Annotated in this window: 19 protein-coding genes; 8 read left to right on the top strand and 11 right to left on the bottom strand. The window is 73.2% G+C overall.

The genetic code is table 11. From position 1 onward, the window contains the following. Positions 1–13 precede the first annotated feature (13 nt). From acnA to ACYVK5_RS00835, 4 genes are all read right to left on the bottom strand, one after another. Positions 14–2,776 carry an aconitate hydratase AcnA gene (gene acnA, locus ACYVK5_RS00850; protein ID WP_460701396.1) on the bottom strand — a complete coding sequence of 921 codons (2,763 nt, stop codon included), beginning with the start codon at positions 2,774–2,776 and terminating at the stop codon, positions 14–16. Between the two features lie 252 nt (positions 2,777–3,028). After that, entirely contained in the window at positions 3,029–3,220 is a 192-nt protein-coding gene (locus tag ACYVK5_RS00845; RefSeq protein ID WP_460701395.1) for a hypothetical protein, read from the bottom strand. A gap of 82 nt (positions 3,221–3,302) precedes the next feature. After that, positions 3,303–4,793 carry a class I SAM-dependent RNA methyltransferase gene (locus tag ACYVK5_RS00840; protein ID WP_460701394.1) on the bottom strand — a complete coding sequence of 497 codons (1,491 nt, stop codon included), beginning with the start codon at positions 4,791–4,793 and terminating at the stop codon, positions 3,303–3,305. Positions 4,794–4,857: 64 nt separating this feature from the next. Next, positions 4,858–6,861, bottom strand: coding sequence for an APC family permease (locus ACYVK5_RS00835; protein ID WP_460701393.1), 2,004 nt, complete (start codon positions 6,859–6,861; stop codon positions 4,858–4,860). A gap of 56 nt (positions 6,862–6,917) precedes the next feature. Here ACYVK5_RS00835 and ACYVK5_RS00830 point away from each other — a divergent pair, with 56 nt between their 5' ends. Then, complete coding sequence (locus ACYVK5_RS00830) at positions 6,918–7,571, top strand: potassium channel family protein (RefSeq protein ID WP_460701407.1); 654 nt, start codon at positions 6,918–6,920, stop codon at positions 7,569–7,571. After that, positions 7,571–8,236 carry a potassium channel family protein gene (locus ACYVK5_RS00825; RefSeq protein WP_460701392.1) on the top strand — a complete coding sequence of 222 codons (666 nt, stop codon included), beginning with the start codon at positions 7,571–7,573 and terminating at the stop codon, positions 8,234–8,236. Before ACYVK5_RS00830 ends, ACYVK5_RS00825 begins: the two co-directional genes overlap by 1 nt. Here ACYVK5_RS00825 and ACYVK5_RS00820 read toward each other — a convergent pair. The 4 genes from ACYVK5_RS00820 to dut all read right to left on the bottom strand — a co-directional run bounded on the left by ACYVK5_RS00820 (position 8,178) and on the right by dut (position 11,132). Continuing rightward, the gene (locus ACYVK5_RS00820) at positions 8,178–9,029 is read right to left on the bottom strand and encodes a DUF3159 domain-containing protein (protein ID WP_460701391.1); all 852 of its coding nucleotides are present in this window, start codon (positions 9,027–9,029) and stop codon (positions 8,178–8,180) included. The two genes, ACYVK5_RS00825 and ACYVK5_RS00820, sit on opposite strands and share 59 nt — an antisense overlap. A 254-nt stretch (positions 9,030–9,283) precedes the next feature. Further along, positions 9,284–9,652: an OB-fold nucleic acid binding domain-containing protein gene (locus ACYVK5_RS00815; protein ID WP_460701390.1), complete on the bottom strand. Its 369-nt coding sequence runs from the start codon at positions 9,650–9,652 to the stop codon at positions 9,284–9,286. A 10-nt stretch (positions 9,653–9,662) separates the two neighbouring features. Continuing rightward, entirely contained in the window at positions 9,663–10,400 is a 738-nt protein-coding gene (locus tag ACYVK5_RS00810) for a DUF3710 domain-containing protein (RefSeq protein ID WP_460701389.1), read from the bottom strand. A gap of 216 nt (positions 10,401–10,616) precedes the next feature. Continuing rightward, a complete protein-coding gene (dut, locus tag ACYVK5_RS00805; RefSeq protein ID WP_460701388.1) occupies positions 10,617–11,132 on the bottom strand; it encodes a dUTP diphosphatase in 516 nt (171 codons plus the stop codon). On the opposite strand from dut, the gene ACYVK5_RS00800 reads away from it, so the two are divergent. Further along, on the top strand, positions 11,131–11,589 hold the full coding sequence (locus ACYVK5_RS00800) for a DUF3093 domain-containing protein (protein WP_460701387.1): 459 nt from the start codon (positions 11,131–11,133) through the stop codon (positions 11,587–11,589). The two genes, dut and ACYVK5_RS00800, sit on opposite strands and share 2 nt — an antisense overlap. A gap of 75 nt (positions 11,590–11,664) precedes the next feature. On the opposite strand, the gene ACYVK5_RS00795 is transcribed toward ACYVK5_RS00800, so the two are convergent. Next, positions 11,665–11,967: a DUF4193 domain-containing protein gene (locus ACYVK5_RS00795; protein WP_123814110.1), complete on the bottom strand. Its 303-nt coding sequence runs from the start codon at positions 11,965–11,967 to the stop codon at positions 11,665–11,667. A 345-nt stretch (positions 11,968–12,312) separates the two neighbouring features. Further along, positions 12,313–13,173 carry an inositol monophosphatase family protein gene (locus tag ACYVK5_RS00790; RefSeq protein WP_460701386.1) on the bottom strand — a complete coding sequence of 287 codons (861 nt, stop codon included), beginning with the start codon at positions 13,171–13,173 and terminating at the stop codon, positions 12,313–12,315. 252 nt (positions 13,174–13,425) lie between these two features. On the opposite strand from ACYVK5_RS00790, the gene sepH reads away from it, so the two are divergent. The 4 genes from sepH to ACYVK5_RS00770 all read left to right on the top strand — a co-directional run bounded on the left by sepH (position 13,426) and on the right by ACYVK5_RS00770 (position 17,870). Beyond that, positions 13,426–14,925 carry a septation protein SepH gene (gene sepH, locus ACYVK5_RS00785; protein WP_460701385.1) on the top strand — a complete coding sequence of 500 codons (1,500 nt, stop codon included), beginning with the start codon at positions 13,426–13,428 and terminating at the stop codon, positions 14,923–14,925. Positions 14,926–15,166: 241 nt separating this feature from the next. Further along, complete coding sequence (locus ACYVK5_RS00780) at positions 15,167–15,751, top strand: DUF5998 family protein (protein WP_460701384.1); 585 nt, start codon at positions 15,167–15,169, stop codon at positions 15,749–15,751. Next, positions 15,748–17,148: an alkaline phosphatase family protein gene (locus ACYVK5_RS00775; RefSeq protein WP_460701383.1), complete on the top strand. Its 1,401-nt coding sequence runs from the start codon at positions 15,748–15,750 to the stop codon at positions 17,146–17,148. Before ACYVK5_RS00780 ends, ACYVK5_RS00775 begins: the two co-directional genes overlap by 4 nt. Before the next feature lie 20 nt (positions 17,149–17,168). Next, a complete protein-coding gene (locus tag ACYVK5_RS00770) occupies positions 17,169–17,870 on the top strand; it encodes a thymidine kinase (RefSeq protein ID WP_460701382.1) in 702 nt (233 codons plus the stop codon). A 162-nt stretch (positions 17,871–18,032) separates the two neighbouring features. Here ACYVK5_RS00770 and ACYVK5_RS00765 read toward each other — a convergent pair whose 3' ends face one another. Beyond that, complete coding sequence (locus tag ACYVK5_RS00765; protein ID WP_460701381.1) at positions 18,033–21,059, bottom strand: GNAT family N-acetyltransferase; 3,027 nt, start codon at positions 21,057–21,059, stop codon at positions 18,033–18,035. 197 nt (positions 21,060–21,256) lie between these two features. On the opposite strand from ACYVK5_RS00765, the gene ACYVK5_RS00760 reads away from it, so the two are divergent. After that, positions 21,257–23,734 (top strand): DNA gyrase/topoisomerase IV subunit A, encoded by a 2,478-nt coding sequence (locus ACYVK5_RS00760; RefSeq protein ID WP_460701380.1) that lies wholly within the window; start codon positions 21,257–21,259, stop codon positions 23,732–23,734. The last annotated feature ends 52 nt before the right edge of the window (positions 23,735–23,786 follow it).

Below are 23,786 nucleotides of genomic sequence, written 5' to 3'. Positions count from 1 at the left end.
GTTCACGCCGGGCTCACGCCACGAGCGAGCGAAGCACGTACTGCAGGATGCCGCCGTTGCGGTAGTAGTCCGCCTCACCCGGGGTGTCGATGCGGACCACGGCGTCGAACTCGACGGTCGCGCCGTCGGCCTTCGTCGCCTTCACGGCCACCGTGGACGGCGTCTCGCCGTCGTTGAGCGCCGTGATGCCGGAGATGTCGAACACCTCGGTGCCGTCCAGGCCCAGCGAGTCCGCGGACTTGCCTGCCGGGAACTGGAGCGGGAGCACGCCCATGCCGATGAGGTTCGAGCGGTGGATGCGCTCGAAGCTCTCGGTGATGACGGCCTTGACGCCGAGCAGCTTCGTGCCCTTGGCGGCCCAGTCACGCGAGGACCCGGAGCCGTACTCCTTGCCGCCCAGCACCACGAGGGGGGTACCGGCCGCGGCGTAGTCCTGGGCGGCGTCGTAGATGGTGTCCTGGGCGTCCTTCACGAAGTTGTACGTGAAGCCGCCCTCGACGCCGGCGCCGTCGTTCTCCGAGGCCAGCAGCTGGTTGCGCAGGCGGATGTTCGCGAACGTGCCGCGGACCATGACCTCGTGGTTGCCCCGGCGCGAGCCGTAGGAGTTGAAGTCACGGCGGCCGACGCCGTGCTCCGCGAGGTAGACGCCCGCGGGGCTGTCCGGCTTGATCGCGCCGGCCGGCGAGATGTGGTCGGTGGTGACGGAGTCGCCCAGCTTGGCCAGGACCCGCGCGCCGGCGATGTCCCCGACCGGGGCCGGCTCCATGCCCATGCCGTCGAAGTAGGACGGCTTGCGCACGTAGGTGGAGTCCGGGTCCCAGGCGAACGTGTCGCCCTCGGGGGTCTCGAGCGCGCGCCAGCGGTCGTCGCCGGAGAACACGTCGGCGTAGTCCGCCTCGAACATCTTGCGGTCGATCGAGGACTCGATCGTCGCCTGGACCTCCTCCGGGGAGGGCCAGATGTCCCTGAGGAACACCGGGTTGCCGGCCTCGTCGCGGCCCAGGGGGTCGTGGTCGAAGTCGAACTCCATGGTGCCGGCGAGCGCGTAGGCGATGACCAGCGGCGGGGACGCCAGGTAGTTCATCTTGACGTCCGGGTTGATGCGGCCCTCGAAGTTGCGGTTGCCCGACAGCACCGAGACGACCGACAGGTCGTGCTCGTTGACGGCCTCCGAGACCTTCTCGTCGAGCGGGCCGGAGTTGCCGATGCAGGTGGCGCAGCCGTAGCCCACCAGGTGGAAGCCCAGCTTCTCGAGGTACGGCCACAGGCCGGCCTTCTCGTAGTAGTTGGTGACGACCTGCGAGCCCGGCGCCATGGAGGTCTTGACCCACGGCTTGGACACCAGGCCCTTCTCCACGGCGTTCTTCGCGAGCAGGGCCGCGGCGAGCATGACCGACGGGTTCGAGGTGTTGGTGCAGGACGTGATCGAGGCGATCGCGACTGCGCCGTGGAACAGGTCGAACTCCTTGCCTGCGCTGTTCGTGACGTGCACGTGCTTGCGGCCGTTCGGCGTGATGGCCGGCGAGTCGGACGCGGGGAACGACTCCTTCTCGGCCTCGTCGACGCGATCCGTGACCTCGGGCGCGTAGTTCGGCAGGTCGCGCGTGAACGCGGCCTTCGCGTGCGAAAGCTCGATGCGGTCCTGGGGGCGCTTCGGCCCGGCGATCGACGGGACGACCGTCGACAGGTCCAGCTCGAGGTACTCGGAGTACTTCGCCTCGGGGACCTCGGGGTCGAGCCACAGGCCCTGCTCCTTGGCGTACGCCTCGACGAGCGCGAGCTGCTCCTCGGAGCGGCCGGTCAGGCGCAGGTAGTCGACCGTGACGCCGTCGATCGGGAAGATCGCGGCCGTGGAGCCGAACTCCGGCGACATGTTGCCGATGGTGGCGCGGTTCGCGAGCGGCACCTGGGCCACGCCCTCACCGTAGAACTCGACGAACTTGCCGACCACGCCGTGCTCGCGGAGCATCTGCGTGATGGTGAGCACGACGTCGGTGGCGGTCACGGCGGCCGGGATGGAGCCGCTCAGCTTGAAGCCGACCACGCGCGGGATGAGCATCGACACCGGCTGGCCGAGCATCGCCGCCTCGGCCTCGATGCCGCCCACGCCCCAGCCGAGCACGCCCAGGCCGTTGACCATCGTGGTGTGCGAGTCGGTGCCGACGCACGTGTCGGGGTAGGCGCGCAGCACGCCGTCGACCTCACGCGTCATGACGGTGCGCGCCAGGTACTCGATGTTCACCTGGTGCACGATGCCGGTGCCCGGCGGGACGACCTTGAAGTCGTCGAACGCCGTCTGGCCCCAGCGCAGGAACTGGTAGCGCTCGTGGTTGCGCTGGTACTCGATCTCCACGTTGCGCGCGAACGCGTCCGTGGTGCCGGCGACGTCGATCTGCACCGAGTGGTCGATGACCATCTCGGCCGGCGACAGCGGGTTGATCCGCGTGGGGTCGCCGCCGAGATCGGCGACCGCCTCACGCATGGTGGCCAGGTCCACGACGCAGGGCACACCGGTGAAGTCCTGCATGATCACGCGCGCCGGCGTGAACTGGATCTCGGTGTCCGGCTGGGCGTCGGGGTCCCACGACGCGACTGCGCGCACGTGGTCGGCCGTGATGTTGGCGCCGTCCTCGGTACGCAGGAGATTCTCGGCGAGGATCTTGAGCGCGTACGGCAGGCGCTCGACGCCCTCCACAGCCGAAAGCCGGAAGATCTCGTAGGCGTTCTCGCCGACCTCCAGCGTTCCCTTCGATCCGAACGTGTCCACGCTGCTCACTGCGGCTCCTTCGCGGGGCTTGCGGGCCGCCGGGTGCCCGGATGCGCAAGCGCACCGGCCCGACGGCGGGATTTGGGGGCTCCACCCAGCCTAGGCCGGGCTGCTCCGGCCAGCATACCGCATTTATCTTGACGTCAAGATACTTGGCCGTCACGAACGGGGACGACGACGGCCCGGGGGGCAGTCAGCCCTGATGGCGCGGACGACCGCGGGCGGCTCCGGCCGGAAGGGCCGTGCGGCCACCGGCCGGTCTCAGCCCGTCAGCACCCGGACCACGGCCACCACCACGAGCACGAGCAGCGCCAGCGGGAGCAGGAGGACGACGCCGACCCTGCGCCCGAGCGGATTCCGCGCAGCCGCCCGGGCGACCCGCGCGAACCTCCCCCACCGCCGCGCCCACGCCATCAGAAGCTCGAGCCTGCTCGCCTTCCCGTCCTCGGCCATGGCGCCAGCGTAGGAGGTCCCGGCACGGGCCCGATCACCCCTCCACCTGGCAAGAGCCCCGTTGAGGCCACATCGCCCACCGTCAGGCGCGTTCCAGGACCGCCACCGTTTCCACGTGGTGGGTGTGCGGGAAGAGGTCGAACGCGCGCAGGGCCGTCAGGTGGTAGCCCGCCTGGGCGAAGTAGCCGACGTCGCGCGCCAGCGCCGCCGGATCGCACGCCACGTAGACCACCCGCTCGGGGTCCCGGTCGGCGATCGCGGCCACGACGTCGCGCTTCGCCCCGGCGCGCGGCGGGTCCAGCACGATGACGTCGGCCCGCGCGGGCGCGCCGTCGTCGTCTCCGGCGAGAACTTCCGCCACGTCCCCCGCGAACAGCCGGACCTGGTCCAGTCCGTGGGCGTTGCGGCGCGCGTCGCGGACGGCGCCGTCGTCGCCCTCGACCGCGACGACGGTGCCGCCGTCCCCCACCGCCGCGGCCAGCGGCAGCGTGAACAGCCCGGCCCCGGAGTACAGGTCGAGCACGGTCGCCCCCGCCACCGGGCCGACGGCGTCGAGCACCGCCTGCGCGAGCAGCCCCGGCGCGGCGCGGTGCACCTGCCAGAACCCGGCCGCATGCACCCGGTAGGTGAACGTGGCCTCCTCCTCCGTTCCCGGCAGCCGCACGGTCACCGCCTCCCGCACGGCCCGCCGCGCGTTCGCCCGCGCGTCGACCCGCCCGCGGTGCCACGGCTCACCGTCGACCAGCACGAGCGCCTCACCCCCGCCGGCGCCGGCGCCGGACGTGCCGGCCGCGCCGGCCCCACTCGTGGTCGGGGGATTTCCGTGTGGTCGGTCAAGCGATTGACCGACCACACGCGGATCCCCCGACCAGCCACCGGCACCGCCCGGCGCCACGATCTCCACCCGCGTCCCGGGCGGCCAGCGCCGGTCGAACAGCCCCTCCGCCTCCGCGAGCGCCGCCACCTCGGCGGTCGCGAGCGGCATACCGGCCGGGAGCGGGTCGAGCGCGATCACGTCGTGGGAGCGGAAGCGGTGCATGCCGAGCCGGCCGTCGCTGTCGGCGACGAGGTCGATCCGGGTGCGGTAGCCGAGTCCTCCGGCGGCGTCGTCGCCGGGGGCGGCGGTGACCTCGAACCCGTCCAGGAGGGCGCCGTCGTACCGCGCGATGCGGCGGAGCTGGTCGGTGACGACGCCCGCCTTCCAGCGGCGCTGGGCCTCCAGGGCGACGTGGGAGAGCTCGCCGCCGCCGACGCCGCCGGGTCCGGCGGCGGGCCAGGCCGGGGTCACGCGGTCGGGTGAGGCGCTCGTGATCTCGACGGCGTCGGCGCGCCAGAAGCGTGATCCCGTGCTGGTGACGCGGGCGCGGACGCGCTCGCCGGGCAGGGTGTGGCGCACGAACACGACGCGGCCCTCGTGCCGGGCGACGCAGTGGCCGCCGTGGGCGACGGCGCCGATCTCGAGTTCGAGGATCTCGCCGACGCCGGGCACATCGCTGACGCGTGGCTCGGAACCGCGGGGCGGGCGCCCGGGGCGGGTGCGGCCGAGCCGCGGGTGGGACGGTCTGGTGGTCATGTGGCCTGCCTTCTGGGATGGGCGAGAGGTGTGTCGCCCTTGGAGGACCGCCGCCGTCCGGTGGTCATGGGACCTGCCTTCGGCGGTGGGCGTCGGCGCCCTCGAGGCCGGTCCGCCCGGCCGACGACTCCAGTTGCCACGGTACGGACGCCACGACGACGCCCGGGGTGAACAGGAGGCGGCCCTTGAGACGCAGCGCCGACTGGTTGTGCAGGAGCTGCTCCCACCAGCGGCCCACGACGTATTCGGGGATGTACACGACGACGAGGTCGCGCGGGGACTCCCGACGGACCGATCGTACGTACTTCAGGACGGGTTTGGTGATCTCGCGGAACGGGGAGTCGAGGATGCGCAGCGGGACGGGCAGGTCGAGCGCCTCCCACTCGCGGGTGAGGCCGGGGATGTTCTCGCGGTCGACGCCGACGGTGACGGCCTCCAGCGTCTGCGGCCGCGACGCCCGCGCGTAGGCGAGGGCGCGCAGGGTGGGCTTGTGCACGCGGGAGACCAGCACGATGGCGTGCACGCGGCTGGGCAGGGCGCGCAGCGCCTCGTCGTCGTCGGCGAGCGCGAGTTCCTCGCTCACGCGGTCGTAGTGCTTGCGGATGCCGCGCATGATGACGAACAGCCCCACGATCGCGAGGAGCGTGATCCAGGCGCCGTGCGTGAACTTCGTGACGAGCACGATGACGAGGACGGCGCCCGTGGCGACGAGGCCGACGAAGTTGATGAACCGGGAGCGCTTCATGCGGGCGCGGGTGTCGGGGCGCACCTCGGTGCGCAGCTCGCGGCTCCAGTGCCGCACCATGCCGAGCTGGGACAGGGTGAACGAGAGGAACACGCCCACGATGTAGAGCTGGATCAGGGCGGTGACACGCCCTTCGAACAGGAGCACGAGGACGATCGCGCCCGCGCCGAGGGTGACGATGCCGTTGGAGAACGCGAGCCGGTCGCCGCGCGTGTGCAGCTGGCGGGGCAGGTAGCCGTCGCGGCCGAGGATCGAGCCGAGCACCGGGAACCCGGCGAACGCCGAGTTCGCAGCGAGCAGCAGGACCAGTCCGGTGACGGCCACCACCAGGTAGAACACGAGCGGCGCGCCGGAGAACACGGCCTCGGCGAGCTGGCTGATGACCGGGTGCTGGACGTAGTCGACGGGCAGCGCCTCGCCGTCGAGCGTGAGCTGGGTGTGCGGGTCCTCGGCGTACCGGACGCCCGTGGCCTGGGCGAGCATGACCAGCATCATGAGTGTCGCGGCGGAGATCAGGCCGAGCATCGCGAGCGTGTTCGCGGCGTTGCGGCCCTTGGGCTTGCGGAAGGCGGGCACGCCGTTGCTGATGGCCTCGACGCCGGTGAGCGCGACGGAGCCGGACGCGAAGGCGCGCGCCACGAGGAGCGCGCCGCCGAGACCGACGAGCCCCTGGTCCATGCCGGCGGCCGGCACGATCTCGAAGCCGGCGCTCTCCGACGGCGGCAGCGTCCCGGTCCAGTACCGGATCGCCCCGGTGACCGCCATCGCGCCCATGACCCCCATGAAGCAGTACATCGGCACGGCGAACACCCGGCCCGACTCGCGCACGCCCCGCAGGTTCATCAGCGTGAGGAACCCGATCATCCCCACGGCGAGCAGGACCTCGTAGCCGCGGAGCGCCGGGAGAGCGCTGGCGGCGTACTGGGCGCCGGAGGACACGGACACGGCGACGGTGAGCACGTAGTCCACGAGCAGCGACGACGCGACGCCGAGGCCCGCCGTCGGCCCCAGGTTCCGGGTGACGATCTCGTAGTCGCCACCGCCGGACGGGTACGCGCGCACGTTCTGCCGGTAGGAGGCGACCACCACGAGCAGCATCACGCCGACGGCCGCGCCCACCCACGGGGAGACCGCGGTCGCCGTGAGACCGGCCACCGCGAGCATGAGGAGGATCTCGTCCGGCGCGTACGCCATCGAGCTGAGCGCGTCCGAGGAGAACACCGGCAGGGCCAGCCGCTTCGGCAGCAGCGTGCGCCCCAGGTTGTCGCTCCGCATGGGACGGCCGACCAGCAGTCGCTTGGTCGCGTCGATAATTTCCGGCACGTTGCATGATGCTATGCCCAAAGGCGGGTAGCGTTCCCATCGTGCACTTCGTGATCATGGGCTGTGGCCGTGTCGGGGCCACCCTCGCGCAGAACATCTCCGAGCGCGGACACTCGGTCGCCGTCGTCGACCAGAACAACGACGCGTTCCGCCGCCTGCCCTCGGACTTCGCCGGGAAGAAGGTCACCGGCGTCGGGTTCGACCGGGACACGCTCGTCCAGGCCGGGATCGAGGAGGCCTTCGGCTTCGCGGCCGTGTCCGACGGCGACAACTCCAACATCCTGTCCGCGCGTGTCGTCCGTGAGACGTACGGCGTGGACAACGTCGTCGCGCGCATCTACGACCCGCAGCGCGCCGAGATCTACCAGCGGCTCGGCATCCCCACGGTCGCGACGGTCCGCTGGACCGCCGACCAGGTGCTGCGCCGGATCCTGCCGCTGGGTTCCACCGACGAGTTCCGCGACCCGTCCGGCAAGGTGCGCATCGCGCAGATGGACTACCACTCCGGCTGGGTCGGGTCGCCGTTGCGGCGCCTCGAACGCGCCACGGGTGCGCGCGTGGCGTTCGTCTCCCGTTTCGCCGAGGGCATCCTGCCCGACGACGAGACGGTGCTGCAGGAGAACGACGTGCTGCACCTGGTGATGCGGGCCGACACCACCGCCGCCGTCGAGCGCGTGCTCACCGCCCCGCCGAAGGAGGAGGACGAGTGATGCGGGTCGTCATCGCCGGAGCCGGGTCCGTGGGCCGCTCCATCGCGCGGGAACTGCTCAGCCACGACCACGAGGTCATGCTCGTGGACCGCAACCCGCTGGCGATGCGTGTCGCCCAGGTGCCGGAGGCCGACTGGCTGCTCGCCGACGCCTGCGAGCTGTCCAGCCTGCAGGATGCGGACGTCGAGACCGCGGACGTCGTGGTCGGCGCCACCGGCGACGACAAGGTGAACCTGGTGTTCTCGCTGCTGTGCAAGACGGAGTTCGGCGTGCCGCGCACGGTGGCGCGCGTGAACAACCCGAAGAACGAGTGGATGTTCGACGGCTCCTGGGGCGTGGACGTGGCGGTGTCCACGCCGCGCATCATGACCGCGATGGTCGAGGAGGCCGTCGCCGTGGGCGACCTCGTGCCGATCTTCACGTTCCACCAGTCGGCGTCGGACATCCTGGAGCTCACGCTGCCGCACGACTCGCCGCTCATCGGGACGCGCGTCGGTCAGATCGACTGGCCCGACGACACCGCGCTGGCCACGATCGTGCGCGACGGCCGGCCCGTCGTGCCCAGCGACGACGATGCGCTCGAAGGGCACGACGAACTGCTGATCGTCACGGGCGCGGGCGTCGACCGGGCGAAGCTGCAGCGCCTCCTGACAGGGCAGGCCTGATCACGATCCAGCACCCGAACAGCACCAGCGCGAACAGCGGCACGCCCAGCACCAGGTGGAACGTGCCGAGCCAGGCGACGGTCCCGGCGAAGTAGAGCGGCGTCTTCACCACGAGGCGCAGCGCGAACATGCCGACCCAGAGCCAGGTGGCGATGGTGTAGGCACGCATCTTCGCCGGATCTGCGCGCCAGGCCGTGAGGGCGGCGAGGGGGTTGGGCTCGTCGTCGGCCGCCTCCTGGCCGTTCTCGCCGCCCGCGACGTGGGCCGTGCTCCGCCGGTTCAGCCCGGTGTCCGACGACGGCTGGGCCGCCTGCTCGTTCCGGCGCGCCTCGTCCGGGCCGAGCCCGGAGGCGAGCGCCTCCACGAACAGCCCGATCACCGGCCAGCGGACGAGGATCGAGGCGAGCATGACCACCAGGTAGGCGGCGTTGGTCCACAACGCCCAGACGAACACGTTCTCGGCGTCGCCGGTGCGCCACGCCCAGACCGCGCCGATCACCACACCGACCAGCCCGCCCAGCGCCGTCGTCAGCGCGGTGCGCTGCACCAGCCGCGCCACGGTCGCGAGGACCGCGACGGCCACCGACGCGATCAGCGGCACCATGAGGTCCTGCAGGATCACGAAGAGCACGACGAACACCACGCCGGGCGCGACGGACTCGACCATGCCGCGCACACCGCCCACCGCCGCCAGCGGCGAGAAATCGTCCCCCGTGACTGCGGCAAGGCCGCGGGCCGGCGATGCGGAAGGATCGTGCTCGGCGGAGGAACGGGAATCGGTGCGGTGCGTCATGCGGACATTCTGCCGTGCCGGGGGCCGTCGGCGGACATCGTCCGACGCTGCACGTGACGCGCGGTCTCGATAACATGGGGCGGCCTGTCGGTGCGGACCGCGTCGGAGCGGGAGAGCCTGTCGGTGCGGACCGTGGGGCGCGGGGTCCCGCATGCTCGCGCCGGCGTCACCCCGGACCTCACCGGCCCGGCGCCGGACGGACGGGGCGCGCGGGGAGGCCGGGGAGCGGGGCTTCGCACGGCAGCGTTCCTCACTCAGTCGCCCGGGCGGGGCTGAAGCTCGTAGCGAGGATTGAAGATGGTGCGGCGGCCGTGCGCGTCGCAGACCATGCCCTCGACGCGGAGGCGGCGGCCGGGCTCGATGCCCGCGATCGAGCGGCGGCCGAGCCAGACGAGGTCGAGCACGCCCGAGCCGTCGTACAGTTCGGCCTCGACCGTCGGCACGCCCTCACGCGGCCGCAGCACCACCGAGCTCAGGATGCCTGCCGCCGAGCCGCGCCGTCGCGGCTCCAGCCGGTCGACGGCGGTACAGCCCGCACTCCGTGCCGCCGCCTTCCGCTCCCGGACCGCCTCGCGCTCGTCGTTCGAGGCCAGGACCCCGGCCAACGCCGATCGCAGACCCATGGTGCCTCGCTCAGCCGATCTGGGTGATCTCGGGGCCGCGGCGCAGCGGGTTGAAGTCCGCGGCCTGGGGTCGCGCGCTCGCGGGCGTGGCGGTCGCGCCGTCGCCCGAGGTGTCGACCTCCGCGGCGGCGGCGCTCTTCTGCCGCGGCAGCGTCAGCGTGAGCAGGTCGCGCGGCGGGCGCGGGTTCTCGTCGCGCACGACCACGACATTCGCGAACACCGACTCCAGCGGCCGTGCCGCCTCCTTGTCGAGGGCGGCCTTGCCGGCGAGCACGCCGCGCACGAACCAGCGCGGGCCGTCGACGCCGATGAACCGCGCGGGGCGCGTGCGGGGCGAGCCGTCCGGCGCCGTGGCGGGCATGTGCACGAGCAGCTCGCGGCCGAACACGCCCGGCACGTCGTCGACCGAACCGCCCTGTCGCGCCACCGAGTCGGCGATCTCCGCGCGGATCTCGTCCCAGATGCCCGAGGACTTCGGCGCCGCGAACGCCTGCAGCTGCAGGCTGGAGCCGCCGAGCGCGGCAGTGACGCCGGTGACCTTCTGCGTCTTCTTCTCGATCTCCATGCGCAGTTCAAGTCCGGGCAGCACCGGGAGCCAGATCGCGCCGAGGTCGACGCGCGGTCCGGGCTTGTCCACGTCGGAACGGTCGAACGGGCCTTGCGCCGGAGCCGGCGAAGCCTGGCGCTGCGGAACCTGCGGCTCCGGTTCGGGCGTCGCCGCCTTCGCTCCACGTCGGAACAGACCCACTTGGCCACCATCTCCTCTCGGACGGGCGCAGACTTGCGCCCAACGCTCTACTTTAATCCCGCTCCCGGGCCCCGGGTAACACCCCGCGCGCCCTCGGCTGGGCACGCGCGGCCGGCGGGTTGTCGAGCGGTCGGCCAGTTGTCGGGAAGTCGGCTCCCCGAGCGACCGACCGTCCGACAACGGGCCGACCAGATCGCCGGCCCGGCTCGCGGACGGTCAGGAACGTGCCGCCGCCCAGCCGCCGCTGGAGCCGAAGCCGCCCGCACCCCGCGCGCTGCCCGGCAGGGTCTCGGCCCGCAGGAACCGGGCACGCTCCACCTTCTGGATCACGAGCTGCGCCACGCGGTCCCCGCGCGCGAGCTTCACCGCCTCGCCCGGGTCGGTGTTGAGCAGCGTCACCTTGATCTCGCCGCGGTAGCCCGCGTCGACGGTGCCGGGCGCGTTGACGAGCGTCACGCCGTGCCGGGCCGCGAGGCCGGAGCGCGGGTGCACGAACGCGGCGTAGCCGTCGGGCAGGGCGACGGCGACCCCGGTGGGCACGGTCGCCCGGCCGCCGGGCGGCAGCTCGACGTCCTGCGTGGTCACGAGGTCGGCGCCGGCATCGCCCGGGTGCGCGTAGGCGGGGACGGGAACCCCGGGGTCGAGCAGCTGGATGAGCACGTCCACGGTGCTGCCGGGATCGGTGGTGTCGTCGTGAGGCACGCTGCGAGGGTACGGGATGATGTCCTCCATGACCTCCCGCGCCACCCCCGAGTTCCACGAGCGCCTGCTGCCCGGACCGGGAGGCTGGCTGGGCGCCGCCGGGCTGGGGGTGATCGCGGGGATCGTGCCGTGGCCGTTCAACCCGCCTCTGGGGATCGCGACGGGGATCCTGATCTGCGCGATCGCGGTGGTCGCGCTGGCGACGACGTCGCCCGTGGTGCAGGTGAGCGCCGGCGTGCTGCAGGCCGGGCGGGCCAGCATCCCGCTGTCCCGGCTCGGGGAACCGGTCCCGCTCGACGCGACGGCCATGCGCTGGGAGCTCGGCCCGGGCCTGGACGCACGCGCCTACGTCTGCCTGCGGGCGTGGGCCCGCACGGGCGTCCGCATCCCCGTCGACGACCCCCAGGACCCGACCCCCTACTGGCTCGTCTCCACCCGAGACCCCCACACCCTGGTCGCGGCCCTGTCCCGGAAAACTGCCGGCTGACGACAAAGGCTGCCACGATCCCGTGACAGCCTGGTGTCGAATATTCGCGAGAGTTTGCTCGCGTCGCGCGCTGGGTCAGGCAGCGGCGCACTCCGTGCAGATCGGCTGGCCGCCGTTCTCGGCAGCAAGCTGGCTGCGATGGTGCACAAGGAAGCAGCTCGAGCAGGTGAACTCGTCGGCCTGGCGCGGCAGCACGCGGACAGCGAGCTCCTCGCCGGACAGATCCGCGCCCGGGAGCTCGAATCCTTCCGCCGCTTCGGTCTCGTCCTCGTCCACGACGCCGGACGACTTGTCCTGGCGGCGAGCCTGTAGCTCCTGGATCGAGTCCTGCTCGACGTCCTCGTCGGTCTTGCGAGGTGCGTCGTAGTCAGTTGCCATGTGTGTCTCCGTAGGTCTTCCGTCGATGGGGGCTGAGCTGATAATGCACGGCGACCAGGTTTTGTTCCCGGACGGGCGAACGGATTCTGCACCATTTTTTCGCGCGGCGCGACACGTATCGGTGTTAACCGCGTCACGTCCACGGTGACCTGCGCCTACAAGGGGTCTGACCTGGCCGACGATCGACCGGTTCCACAGGCGGTGAACAGGATTCAGCCACAGGCGTTTCACAACGTGACACGGTTGGTCGCGCCGGCGGACCCGATACGACGCGATAGTGCGGCGCGACGAGCCCGCCACGGCAGGTCCGGCCCGCCGGACCTCGCGAATCCGAGGTTTCCTTTTCTACCCCTCGTCGGCGTTGGCCGCCTCAAGAATCTTCGCCAGCGGCGCGACGAACTCCGCGTCGCCCGCCACCACCATGTCACCAGTGGCCGCACGCCCTCGCAACCCCGTCAGCACGGCACCCGCCTCCGTCGCCACGAGGGCGCCGGCCGCCATGTCCCACGGGTTCAGGCCGCGCTCGTAGTACAGGTCGATCGACCCCTGGGCCAGCAGGCACAGGTCGATGGCGGCCGACCCCAGCCGCCGGATGTCGCGCACCTGCGGCAGCACGTGGGTCAGCACGGCCGCCTGCGTCGCCCGGCGATCGGCGTCGTACCCGAAACCGGTGCCGACGAGGCACTCCCCCAGTGACGCGGGGCTGGACACGCCGATCGGCTCGCCGTCGCGCGTGGCGCCCTCGCCGAGGCCCGCCGTCCAGGTGCGGTTGTCGGGCACGGAGTGCACGGCGCCGGCGAGGATCGTCCATTCGGCGGGGTCCGGGGGCCCGGCGACGACGGCGACGGACACCGCCCAGCCGGCGACCCCGTACAGGTAGTTGACGGTGCCGTCGATCGGATCGACGACCCAGGTGAGCCCGCTGGTGCCGGCCACGTCGTCGCCCTCCTCGCCCAGGATGGCGTCGTCGGGCCGCTCCTCGGCGAGGATCCGGCGCAGCAGGTCCTCCGCGGCTCGGTCCATCTCGGTGACGGGATCGGTCCCGGTCGATTTCGTGGCGGCGACCTCGACCGTCGCCGGGCGGCCGTCGCGCACGAGCGCTCCGGCGGTGGTGGCGAGACGCTCCGCGAGGGCGCGGAGTCCTGCGATGTCGGTGTCAGCGCCGGGGGGAACGGGGGGAAGAGAGTTTTCGCTCACACTCGCCATCCTGCCGGAATTGTGATGCCGGTAATTTTCGATGTTCACCCGGCAAGACCAGACGAACCGTGGTATGACATCGCGAACCTGGTCGATCGTCCAATGAATGACCAGCAGATGGGACGACCGGTCTTCCCGGCGGCACCTGCGGCCGGGGCCCACGCGCCCGCCAGTGCCGGATTCTCGGCGCGCCTGTTGGTCGTATCGCGTGGATGATGGCAGTCTCGCAGGTGCACGAGAGCCCATGCGGAGGTAAAGACGATGGACGAGCTCCAGCTCGTACGGCTGCACGAGGACGGTGACCGACTGGTCGTCACCGGTCCCGACGGCGCCGAGCACACGCTGCCCATCACGGACGCTCTGCGTGCCGCCGTGCGCGGTGATCGCCCGCGGATGGAGTCGATCCGCGCCGACGAGGAACTGGCCATGCGCCCCCGGGACATCCAGGCGCGGCTGCGCGCGGGCGCCACCGCCGAGGATCTCGCCGCCGAGTCCGGGATGCCCGCCGACCAGATCCGCCGGTTCGAGTACCCGGTGGCCTCGGAGCGCGAGCACGCGGTCGGGCGGGTCCGCGCGAAGGCCGTGATGTCCGAGGACGGCGGCACGGCGACCATCGGCGACCTCGCCGGCAAGCGCCTGAGGGATCGCGGCAGCAACGCCGCCACCGTCCGGTGGACGGCGACCCGCGACGGCGTCGCGCCGTGGGTCGTCGCGCTCACGTTCACGGTCGACGCCGGCGAGCGGGTGGCGCGCTGGTCCTTCGACCCGCGCGGCGGCGCCGTGATCGCGCTCGACGACGAGGCCCGCTGGCTCGCCCTGCCTGAGGACGACGGCACTCCCGTCTCCCGCACCGTCACGGCGTTGCCGCCCACGCGCGGGTACGGCCGCGCCACCGTGGTCGACGACGAGACCGACCTCCTGCTCGACGGCCTGTCCGAGCGCCGGGGCCAGCGCCCGCAGCGCGGCGCGGAACCTCCCGACGTCGATGCCGGCGAGCTCGACCTGGACGACCTGTCGCCCCGTCGGCGCCGCCTCGACCCGGCCACGCCCGGGGCCGGTACGCCGAGGCCGGGGACGTCCCGGCCCGCTACGGGCGGCGAGGGCACCCGCGGATCCACCGCACACGGGTCGACGACGGACGGTGCGGGCGCGGACAGGTCATCCACGGACAGGTCGGCTGCGGGCAAGTCGGCTTCGGACGGGTCGGCGGGGCGCCGGGCCGACGAGCCGGAGAGCTCGACGCCCGAGAACGACCCGGCCCCGGCCGCCGTCGTCGACCTCGGTTCGCGGCGCGGGAAGCACAGCAACGATTCGTCGTCGGGCGAGTCGGCACCGGCCGACCCCCCGCCCTCGGGGACGCAGCTCGAGTGGGACGGCCCGAGCCAGTGGGAGATCCCCGGCCCGGACAGGGACGGCGAGCGGCGCCCGCGTACCGCCGCGCTCAGGACCGGGGGGCCGCTCACCGGCGCGATACCCAAGGCTCTGCGGCCCGCGCCCGCCGGGAAGTCACGGTCCGACGACGGCGCGGGGAAGGGCACGGCGGACGGCCGCCCCGCGACGGGTGGTCATCCGACGGCTCGTCCGGCGACGGGAAGCCACCCGGCAGCGGGCGACGTGCCCGGCGGCCACGACGCCGGACGGTCCGAGGAGCGGACAGGACCCGACAAGGCGAAGTCCTCGCGCCGCCGTTCGGCCCGCCGGGGCCGCGCGCAGGTGCCGAGCTGGGACGAGATCGTCTTCGGCTCGCGCCCCGAGGGCTGAGGCCGCCGCGTGGTCGGCCGCCGGTGGTCGGGCGCGTCTCGGGTGATCGGCTGGGCAGCATGTCGGGTGATCGGCTGGATGTCGGATGATCGGTCGCCCGGGGAACCGATCATGCGACATCCGACCGACCATCCGCGTCCGGCCGACCGGCCGTGGGTACCTTCAGCTTTGTTCCGGCGGCAATCCACAGGTCCTGGTCGCGAACTGGCCCTCATGTCCCGGTCGGTGGGACAATCACCTGGTGCCTACCGCCCCCGCCGCCGAGATGCGCAAGACGCTGAACGCCCGACTGCACCGCGCCGGGTACTACCCGCAGCTCGTTTCCGACCTGCTCGAGGTCGCGCTCGCGGGCGAGGACGTGATGGCGCACCTGGTGCAGGCAGAGACCACGTTCGACTCCGAGGTGCGCCGTCACCTGACGGTCCTCGTCCTGACGCCCACCCGCCTCATCACCGCGCACGTCGACGACCAGCCCGCCGACGAGGACGACGGCCGCCCCGGGCAGGCCGCGGCCACCACGGAGGCCGTCCCGTTGAAGGAGGTCCGCTCGGTGGGCCTCACCCACATCATCGGGGAGCCCGAGAAGCACCCGCGCGGCGCGTCCCGGCTGGAGCTGAACCTCGCGATCGGCTGGGGCGGCGCGCACCGCATCGACCTGGAGCCGGCCACCTGCGGGGACCCGAGCTGCACGGCGGACCACGGCCTCACGGGCCAGTCGCTGCCGGACGATGTCGTGGTGCGGGTGTCGTCGGCTGCGGAGGGGACCGACGCCGTCCGCGCCGCCACCGAGTTCGCCGAGGCCCTGTCGCGGGCCACCGCCGCGTGAGGCCAGGAATCGACACGTCCGGGCGATCGCTCCCGGGCGGCCCGGCCGATCCGCCCGGCAGCCGAGCCGGCTCGCCAGGTCACCGGACCGACGCGCCGGACGGCCCCACCAGGCCGCCGGTCGACCCGCCCGATCTGCCCGCGGGCCTGGTCGCGCCGTCGTACGGCCTGGGAGGGCTGGCCGCCGTCCTGCCCGCCGCCGCCGGTGCGCTCGGGCACGAGCTCACCACCGCCACCGGCCTGGACGCACGCACCGCGGCCGAGGAGCTGGCCGGCGGGTTCGGCGCGGTCACCCGCTGCGTCGTCGTCCTCGTGGATGGCCTGGGCACGCACAACCTCGCCGACCGCGGCGGGCACGCGCCCACGATGCGCGGCCTGCTGCCCGGCTCGCGCACGCTCACGTCCAGCTTCCCCAGTACGACGGCGGCCGCCCTGAGCACCCTCGGCACCGGCACCAGTCCGGCCCGCACCGGCCTGCTCGGCTACACCCAGCGCAACCCGGCCACGGGCGGGCTGGCCACGCTCGTGTCCTGGCAGGAGCAGTCGGATCCGTACCGCCGCGGGCCCCGGAAGTCGCAACCGCTCACCGTGGACCCGCGCGACCTGCAGCGCGAGCCCACGGTGCTGGAGTCGCTCGTGGCGGGCGGCGTCGGGGTCAGCGCGCCGGGACCGCAGAAGTACAACAACTCGGGCATGACCTCCGCGGCGCTGCGCGGGCCGCGGTACGTGGTGACGGGCAACCGGTTCGGCGACGCCGTCGACGCCACCGCCGCCGCCCTGCGCGTGCGGGACGGCGGGGAACGCCGGCTCGTCTACCTGTACCAGGGCGCGGTGGACAAGGCCGGGCACAAGCACGGCTGGACGTCCTCGCAGTGGGGCGACGCCCTGGAGGACACCGACCGCGAGCTGCGCCGCCTGCTGCGCAGCGTCCCGCGCGGCACGCTCGTGCTGGTCACGGCTGACCACGGGCAGGTCGCCACGACTCCGGCGCGGCAGTACGACGTCGCGGCCGACCCGGCGTTGTCCGACGGCGTCGCGCTGCTCGGCGGCGAGCCCCGCGCCCTGCACGTCTACACGCGCGACGGCGTGGACCCGGCCGACGTCGCGGCGCGCTGGACCGACCGCCTGGGCGAGGACGCCGTCGTGCGGCTGCGCGACGACGCCGTACGGCAGGGGTGGTTCGGGCCGGCGACGGGACCGGGCTCGGAGGTCCCGGAGCACGTGCGCGCCGTCATGGGCGACGTCGTGGTCGCCACGACCGGGGGCGACGACGGCTCGGGAGCGGCTACCGTGGTCGACTCGCGCCTGCACTCCCCCGAGGCCCGCGCCATGCCGGGCGTGCACGGCTCCCTGACCCCGTACGAGATGCATGTGCCGCTGCTCGTCGCGGTGGCCTGACCGACGCCGAGGAGAGCACCGTGGCCGAGCTCGTCTTCTTCACCGGGACCATGGACTCCGGCAAGTCCACCCTGGCCCTGCAGACCGATCACAACTACACCGCGCGCGGGCGCCGCGGCCTGATCTTCACGCGCGGCGACCGTGCGGGCGTGGCACGGCTGTCGAGCCGGCTGGGGCTGGAGGTGGACGCCCGCGAGGTGCTGGACGGCACCGACCTCTGGGCCGAGGTGCACGCCGAGCGGCACGCGGGCCGCGCCGTCGACCACGTGGTGTGCGACGAGGCGCAGTTCTACTCGCCGCGGCAGGTGGAGCAGCTCGCGCGCCTCGTCGACGAGACCGAGATCGACGTCTTCGCGTTCGGTATCACCACCGACTTCCGCACCCGCCTGTTCCCCGGATCGGCGCGGCTGTTCGAGCTCGCCGACCGGATCGAGGTGCTCCAGGTGCAGTCCCTGTGCTGGTGCGGCGCGCGCGCCACGCACAACGCGCGCACGGTCGACGGCGTCATGGTCACGGAGGGAGACCAGGTGGTCATCGGGGACACCGCCGAGGACGGCGACGGTGGGACGGCCGGCGGCGGGGACGACGACGGCTCCGGCGCGGTGGCCACCGGCGCTGCCGCGGTGGCCTACGAGGTCCTCTGCCGCCGCCACCACATGCGCCGCATGACGGCGTCGACGGCCCGGCGCCACAGCATGGCGGGCGAATCCTTCTGGGCGTGACCCGGGGCGGCGCTCACGACATCCCGTCGACCGGCACCCGTGTGGTCGGGGGTTTGCCGTGTGGTCGGTCGAGTCCTTGACCGACCACACGGCAAACCCCCGACCACACGGAGACCGCTCCGTCACGGCGGGGGCCCGGGAGGGGGACACGCCCGGGAGGTCCTACTCCGGGAGGGCTCGGCGGAGGGGGTCCGCGCGGCGGGTCGCCGGGTGCAGGCGGATCGTGGCGTGGAGGACCGAGGCTCCGCGTTCCGCGACCGTCACCGGGTAGAGCTCCAGGGACGCGAGCTCCGGGAGGTCGTCCGCCATGACCGACACCCGGGCCAGCACGTCCTCCAGCGCGGCGACGTCCGCCGTCGGCGCCCCCTCGTAGCCGAAGAGCCGTGGCGCGGTCCGCACGCCGCGCACCATCCGCGCCACGTCGACGTCGGTCAGGGGCGGCACGCCGTGCGAGATGTCGTCCAGCAGGTCCGTGGCGTCCCCCGCCAGGCCGAACGACACCACCGGACCGAACAGGTCGTCCTCCCGGCTCCGGATCACGCACGCCACCCCGGGCGGCGCCATCGCCTGGACCTCCAGCACCGGGTCGACGGCCGGCACCAGCGATCCGGCGGCGGCCTGCATCCGCGCCGCGTCGGCCCGCAGTTCCGCCTCCTCGGCGATGTCGAGCTTGACCCCGCCCAGGTCCGCGCGGTGTCGCAGCGCGGGTGTCGCGATCTTGAGCGCCACGGGCCAGCCGACCTCGCGGGCGGCCGCCACCGCCTCGTCCGGCGAGGTCACCGTGCGCGAGGTCCAGAGCCGGATCCCGTAGCAGGCGAGCAGCTCGGCGGCGCGGCCGTCGTCGAGCGGCAGGGCATCGGCCGCCCCGGGGCCGCTCGCGCCGCCCGCGTCCACGCCCGCCGCGCCGGACGCCAGCGCGGCCTCCACAAGTTCCCGGGCGCGGGCGCGGTCGAGGCCCTCCGGCCGCACCGGATCCCCGTGGTCCTGCTTCCGCCACCGCGCGTACCGGACGACGGCGCCCAGCGCCCACACCGCGTCCTCCGGGGTGGAGAACGCCGGGACCCGCACGTCTCCGCCGGAGGCGGGCCGGGGAGCGGGGTCCTCGCCCGGAGCGGAATCCGCGGAGGAGGCCGGGTACGGCGCCCGGAGCACGTCCGGCATGCCGTGCAGCCCGAGCATGCTCGCCACCGTGGTCCGCCCGGTCCGCGCGGCCGCGGCGGCGACGGCGCGCGCGATCCCGTCGGAGCGCGGCACCACGACGGGGACGTCCACGACGACGACGGCGTCGCAGGCGTCCGGCGCGTACAGGAGGTCGACGGCGCGCGCGACGTCGTCATCGGAGGCTCCCGGCTCCAGCGCCACCGTCCCGCGCACGTCCAGCCCGGCGGCACCGCACGCCTCCGACACCAGTGTGAGCAGCGTCGGCGACCCCGCCAGGATCCCGACCCGCCGGCCACGCGGGAGCGGCTGGTGCGCCGCCACCTGTGCGACGTCCATGAGCTGGTGGGTGTTCTCCGCCCGGATCACGCCCGACTGCCTCAGCACCTCGTCCAGCATCCGGCGCGGCGCGCGCGTGGCCCGCACCGCGTGCCCGGGCGGCACGACGTGCCCCGACCGCCCCGCGACCACCACGACCACCGGCTTCCTCGCCGCGAGCCGCCGCGCGACGCGCGAGAACTTGCGCGGGTTGCCGAGCGTCTCCAGGTAGAGGCACACGACACCGGTGGTCGGGTCGTCCTGCCAGTACTGCATCAGGTCGTTGCCCGACACGTCCGCCCGGTGCCCCGCCGACACCAGCGACGACACGCCCAGGCCGCGCCGGGTCACGGTCTTCGCGAGCGTGACCGCCGCCGGGGCCGACTGGCAGAACAGCCCGACCACGCCGTCGGGCGGGGCGTGCTCCGCGAGCGACGCGCGCAGGCGCGCGCCCGGCGCGTTCGTGACCACCCCGTACGACGCCGGCCCCACGACCCGCATCCCCGCCGCGTGCGCCACCCGCAGCAGCTCGCGCTGCCGGGACAACCCCTCCTGCCCGGTCTCCGCGTACCCGCCCGAGAACACCACGACACCCCGGGCACCTCTGGTGGCCGCGCGCCGCACGGCCTCGATCGCGCGCCCGGGCGGCGCGGCCACGAGCAGGAGGTCGGTCTCCCCGACGTCGTCCCAGGAGGCCGCGAAGGTGACGGCCGACGACGGCGGCGCGGGCGCCACGCCGGACTCGGGCGCCACGCCGGACCTGGGCACAGCGGTGGAGTCAGGCGCCACGTCGGACCCGGCCGTCACCGCCGGCTCGGGGGCCGCGGGCTGCCCGGGTGCGGCGCCGGGCCCGGCGGAGGCCGGCTCCGATGCCGAGGTCGGCTCGCTCGGCCGGACGGCTTCCTCCGCCATGCCCAGGACCGTCAGTTCCGTGTCTCCGGGGTCTGCGCGGTGCGACTCGACGACCCGGGCCGCCTGGAGTGCCTCCAGCGAGTGGCGCAGGTCCGGCTCGCCGTCGTCGTCCCCGATACGGCCCGGGCCGACGAGCAGGACGCGGCGGGCGCCGAGCAGGCCGGCCATCGAGACGGCCTCGGCGCGATGCTCGCGGTCGGCCATGACCTCGCGGGAGCGGTCGGTGGGGTCGAGGTCGATGCCGACGTGCACGAAACCGTCGTCGAGGTGCTGCTCGATGGCGTAGCCAGCCTCGCGGAACACGCCGAGCATGGCGCGGTTCTGGGGCAGCACCTCGGCGACGAAGCGGCGGATCCCGCGCTCACGGGCGGCGTCGGCGACGTGTTCGAGGAGCACGGACCCGAGGCCGCGGCCCTGCTCGGAGTCGGCGATGTTGAACGCGACCTCGGCGGTGCGCGGTCCCGGCCCGGGAACGACGTCGAACCGCGCGACGCCGAGGATCTGCTCGCCGTCGGACCGCTCGCTCGCCGGCCGGACCGCGACCAGGGCGACCCGGTCGGTGTGGTCCACCGTGACGAACTGGCGCAGCATCCGCTCCGGGATGCGGTTCAGTGCGGCGAAGAACCGGTAGTAGGTGGAGCGCTCGGACTGGGCCATGTGGAAGCGCTGGAGGGCGTCGGCGTCGTCGGGGCGGATGGGGCGCAGGTGGGTGGTGCTGCCGTCGCGCAGGACGACGTCGGCCTCCCACTCCACCGGGTACGGGACGTCCTGCTGCTCCACGCCTACGGCGTCGTCGCTCACACGGCAAGGCTAACCAGCGATGGCAGTTCTTCGGTGCCGCCGCGGCCGGATCCGCTGTGATGTCGGCCAGTCGATGTAGGTTTGGCCCTGTCACCGCGCCACCGACGCGGGTTGCCGCGCCACCCGTCCGGGTGCCTCGCCACCTCGTGGGGCCGTGACACCCCGATCCGCCTACCCCGCAGGAGCCCGAAGAAGATATGGCCCGCAAGCCGTCGTCCGCCCCGCCGGACGAGAGCGAGATCCACGAGACGATCGTCGACATCGACGTCTCGGCGGAGATGGAGTCCTCGTACCTCGAGTACGCGTACTCCGTGATCTACAGCCGCGCCCTCCCGGACGCCCGCGACGGCCTCAAGCCGGTGCAGCGCCGCATCCTCTACATGATGGCGGACATGGGGCTGCGTCCCGACCGCGCGCACGTGAAGTCGTCGCGCGTGGTGGGCGAGGTGATGGGAAAGCTCCACCCGCACGGCGACGCGCCGATCTACGACGCACTGGTGCGCCTCGCGCAGGATTTCTCGCTGCGGCTCCCGCTCGTCGACGGCCACGGCAACTTCGGCTCGCTCGACGACGGTCCCGCCGCCGCCCGGTACACGGAGGCGCGGCTCGCGGCCTCCTCGATGGCGATGACGTCGGACCTGGACGAGGACGTCGTCGACTTCGTGCCGAACTACGACAACAAGCTCACCCAGCCCGAGGTGCTGCCCTCGGCGATTCCGAACCTGCTGGTCAACGGCGCGTCGGGGATCGCGGTGGGGATGGCGACCAACATGCCGCCGCACAACCTCGTCGAGGTCGTGGCCGCCGCGCAGCACCTCCTGAAGAACCCGGACGCCACGCTCGAGGACCTGCAGCGGTTCGTGCCGGGCCCGGACCTGCCGGGCGGCGGCAAGATCGTCGGGCTGGACGGCATCCGCGACGCCTACCGCACCGGCCGCGGTTCGTTCCGCACGCGCGCCACCGCGCGCATCGAGAACGTCACGCCGCGCCGCCGGGGCATCGTGGTGACCGAGCTGCCGTACACGGTAGGCCCGGAGAAGGTGATCGAGAAGGTCGCCGACGGTGTCAAGGCGAAGAAGATCCAGGGCGTCACGGCCGTGCAGGACCTCACGGACCGCCACCACGGCCTGCGCCTGGTCGTCGAGGTGAAGGCCGGCTTCGATCCTGAGGCCGTGCTGGAGCAGCTGTACCGCACCACGCCGCTGGAGGACTCGTTCGGCATCAACAACGTGACGCTGGTGGACGGGCAGCCGCGCACGCTCGGCCTGCTCGACCTGCTGCGCGTGTGGGTGAACCACCGCATCGACGTGGTCCGGCGGCGGTCGCAGTTCCGCCTGCGCAAGCGGCAGGAGCGCCTGCACCTGGTCGAGGGCCTGCTCGTCGCGATCCTCGACATCGACGAGGTGATCCAGGTGATCCGCACGTCGGACGACGCCGGGATCGCGCGCGAGCGCCTGATGAGCGTGTTCGACCTGTCCGAGGCGCAGGCCTCCTACATCCTCGACCTCCAGCTGCGCCGCCTGACGAAGTTCTCGCGGATCGAGCTGGAGAAGGAACAGGAGGAGCTGCGGCTCGAGATCGCGAAGCTGGAGGAGATCCTCGGCTCCGACAAGGTGCTGCACCGGCTGGTGTCGAAGGAGATGGGCGAGGTCGCCAAGACGTACGGCACGCCGCGCCGCACCATTCTGCTGGATGCCGAGGGTGGCAGCGTGGGTTCCGCCGCCCCGGCGGCGCGCGGCAAGAAGGGCGCGCTTGACGACCTGAACCTGGAGATCGCCGACGCCCCCACCCGGGTGGTGCTGTCGGCGACCGGCCTGCTGGCCCGGCTGACCGACGCCGTCCCCGTGTCCCGCGAGGGCAACCGCGCCGCGCACGACGCGCTGCGCGCCGACTGCGCGGCCACCACGCGCGGCCAGATCGCCCTGGTCACCTCGCGCGGCCGCGCGCTGCGGGTGCCGGTGGTCGAGCTGCCGACGCTGCCGCCCACGGAGGGAGCGCCGTCGTTGTCCGGCGGGCTGCCCCTCTCGGAGCTCGTGGACCTCGCCGCCGACGAGACGGTACTGGGCATGCTCCCGCTCGGCGAGGGAGACCAGACGCTCGCGCTCGGCACCGCCGCGGGCGTGGTCAAGCGGGTGACGAGCACCGACGTGCCGAAGAACGGCGACGACTGGACGGTCATCGGCCTCAAGGACGGCGACGAGGTGGTGGGCGCCGCGCTCGTGACGGACGACGACGAGCTGGTGTTCGTCTCCTCCGACTCGTCACTCCTGCACTTCACGGCCTCGACGGTCCGGCCGCAGGGCAGGTCCGGAGGCGGTGTCGCGGGCATCAAGCTCGCGGCGGACCAGAAGGTCGTGTTCTTCGGCGCGGTGCGGGCCGGCACGGAGGCGTCGGTGGTGACGGTCGCGGGTGCGACGGACGCGCTGCCGGGCGTCGAGGCCGGCATGGCCAAGGTGACGCCGTTCGAGCTGTACCCGGCCAAGGGGCGCGCCACCGGTGGCGTCCGCTCGCAGAGGTTCCTCAAGGGGTTCGACGGTCTCGTGCTCGCGTGGGTGGGTGCGGCTCCGCCGCGTGCGCTCGGCGCGGGCGGCCAGCCGGTGGAACTGCCGGAGATCGACGAGCGCCGCGACGGCTCGGGCACCCCGCTGGAGACCCCGGTCACGGTCGTCGGCTGATATGTGGGGCGGTTTGTCAAGGGGGCAGGTTGGGGCCGCCGGCCGGGCTGGG

It is taken from the genome of Myceligenerans halotolerans (genome assembly GCF_054782975.1).
Note: the sequence above shows the minus strand (reverse complement) of the source record. Positions and strands in the feature narration are given on the sequence as shown.

Excerpts from the sequence above, each read along its gene's own strand:
- ACYVK5_RS00845 (WP_460701395.1), bottom strand. The coding sequence starts at position 3,220 with ATGGCCGAGGACGGGAAGGCGAGCAGGCTCGAGCTTCTGATGGCGTGG.
- dut (WP_460701388.1), bottom strand. The coding sequence starts at position 11,132 with ATGGAGGACATCATCCCGTACCCTCGCAGCGTGCCTCACGACGACACC.
- ACYVK5_RS00760 (WP_460701380.1), top strand. The coding sequence starts at position 21,257 with ATGGCCCGCAAGCCGTCGTCCGCCCCGCCGGACGAGAGCGAGATCCAC.
- ACYVK5_RS00795 (WP_123814110.1), bottom strand. The coding sequence starts at position 11,967 with ATGGCAACTGACTACGACGCACCTCGCAAGACCGACGAGGACGTCGAG.
- ACYVK5_RS00800 (WP_460701387.1), top strand. The coding sequence starts at position 11,131 with ATGACCTCCCGCGCCACCCCCGAGTTCCACGAGCGCCTGCTGCCCGGA.
- ACYVK5_RS00815 (WP_460701390.1), bottom strand. The coding sequence starts at position 9,652 with ATGGGTCTGCGATCGGCGTTGGCCGGGGTCCTGGCCTCGAACGACGAG.
- ACYVK5_RS00830 (WP_460701407.1), top strand. The coding sequence starts at position 6,918 with ATGGGCTGTGGCCGTGTCGGGGCCACCCTCGCGCAGAACATCTCCGAG.
- ACYVK5_RS00790 (WP_460701386.1), bottom strand. The coding sequence starts at position 13,173 with ATGGCGAGTGTGAGCGAAAACTCTCTTCCCCCCGTTCCCCCCGGCGCT.
- ACYVK5_RS00840 (WP_460701394.1), bottom strand. The coding sequence starts at position 4,793 with ATGACCACCAGACCGTCCCACCCGCGGCTCGGCCGCACCCGCCCCGGG.
- ACYVK5_RS00825 (WP_460701392.1), top strand. The coding sequence starts at position 7,571 with ATGCGGGTCGTCATCGCCGGAGCCGGGTCCGTGGGCCGCTCCATCGCG.
- sepH (WP_460701385.1), top strand. The coding sequence starts at position 13,426 with ATGGACGAGCTCCAGCTCGTACGGCTGCACGAGGACGGTGACCGACTG.
- ACYVK5_RS00820 (WP_460701391.1), bottom strand. The coding sequence starts at position 9,029 with ATGACGCACCGCACCGATTCCCGTTCCTCCGCCGAGCACGATCCTTCC.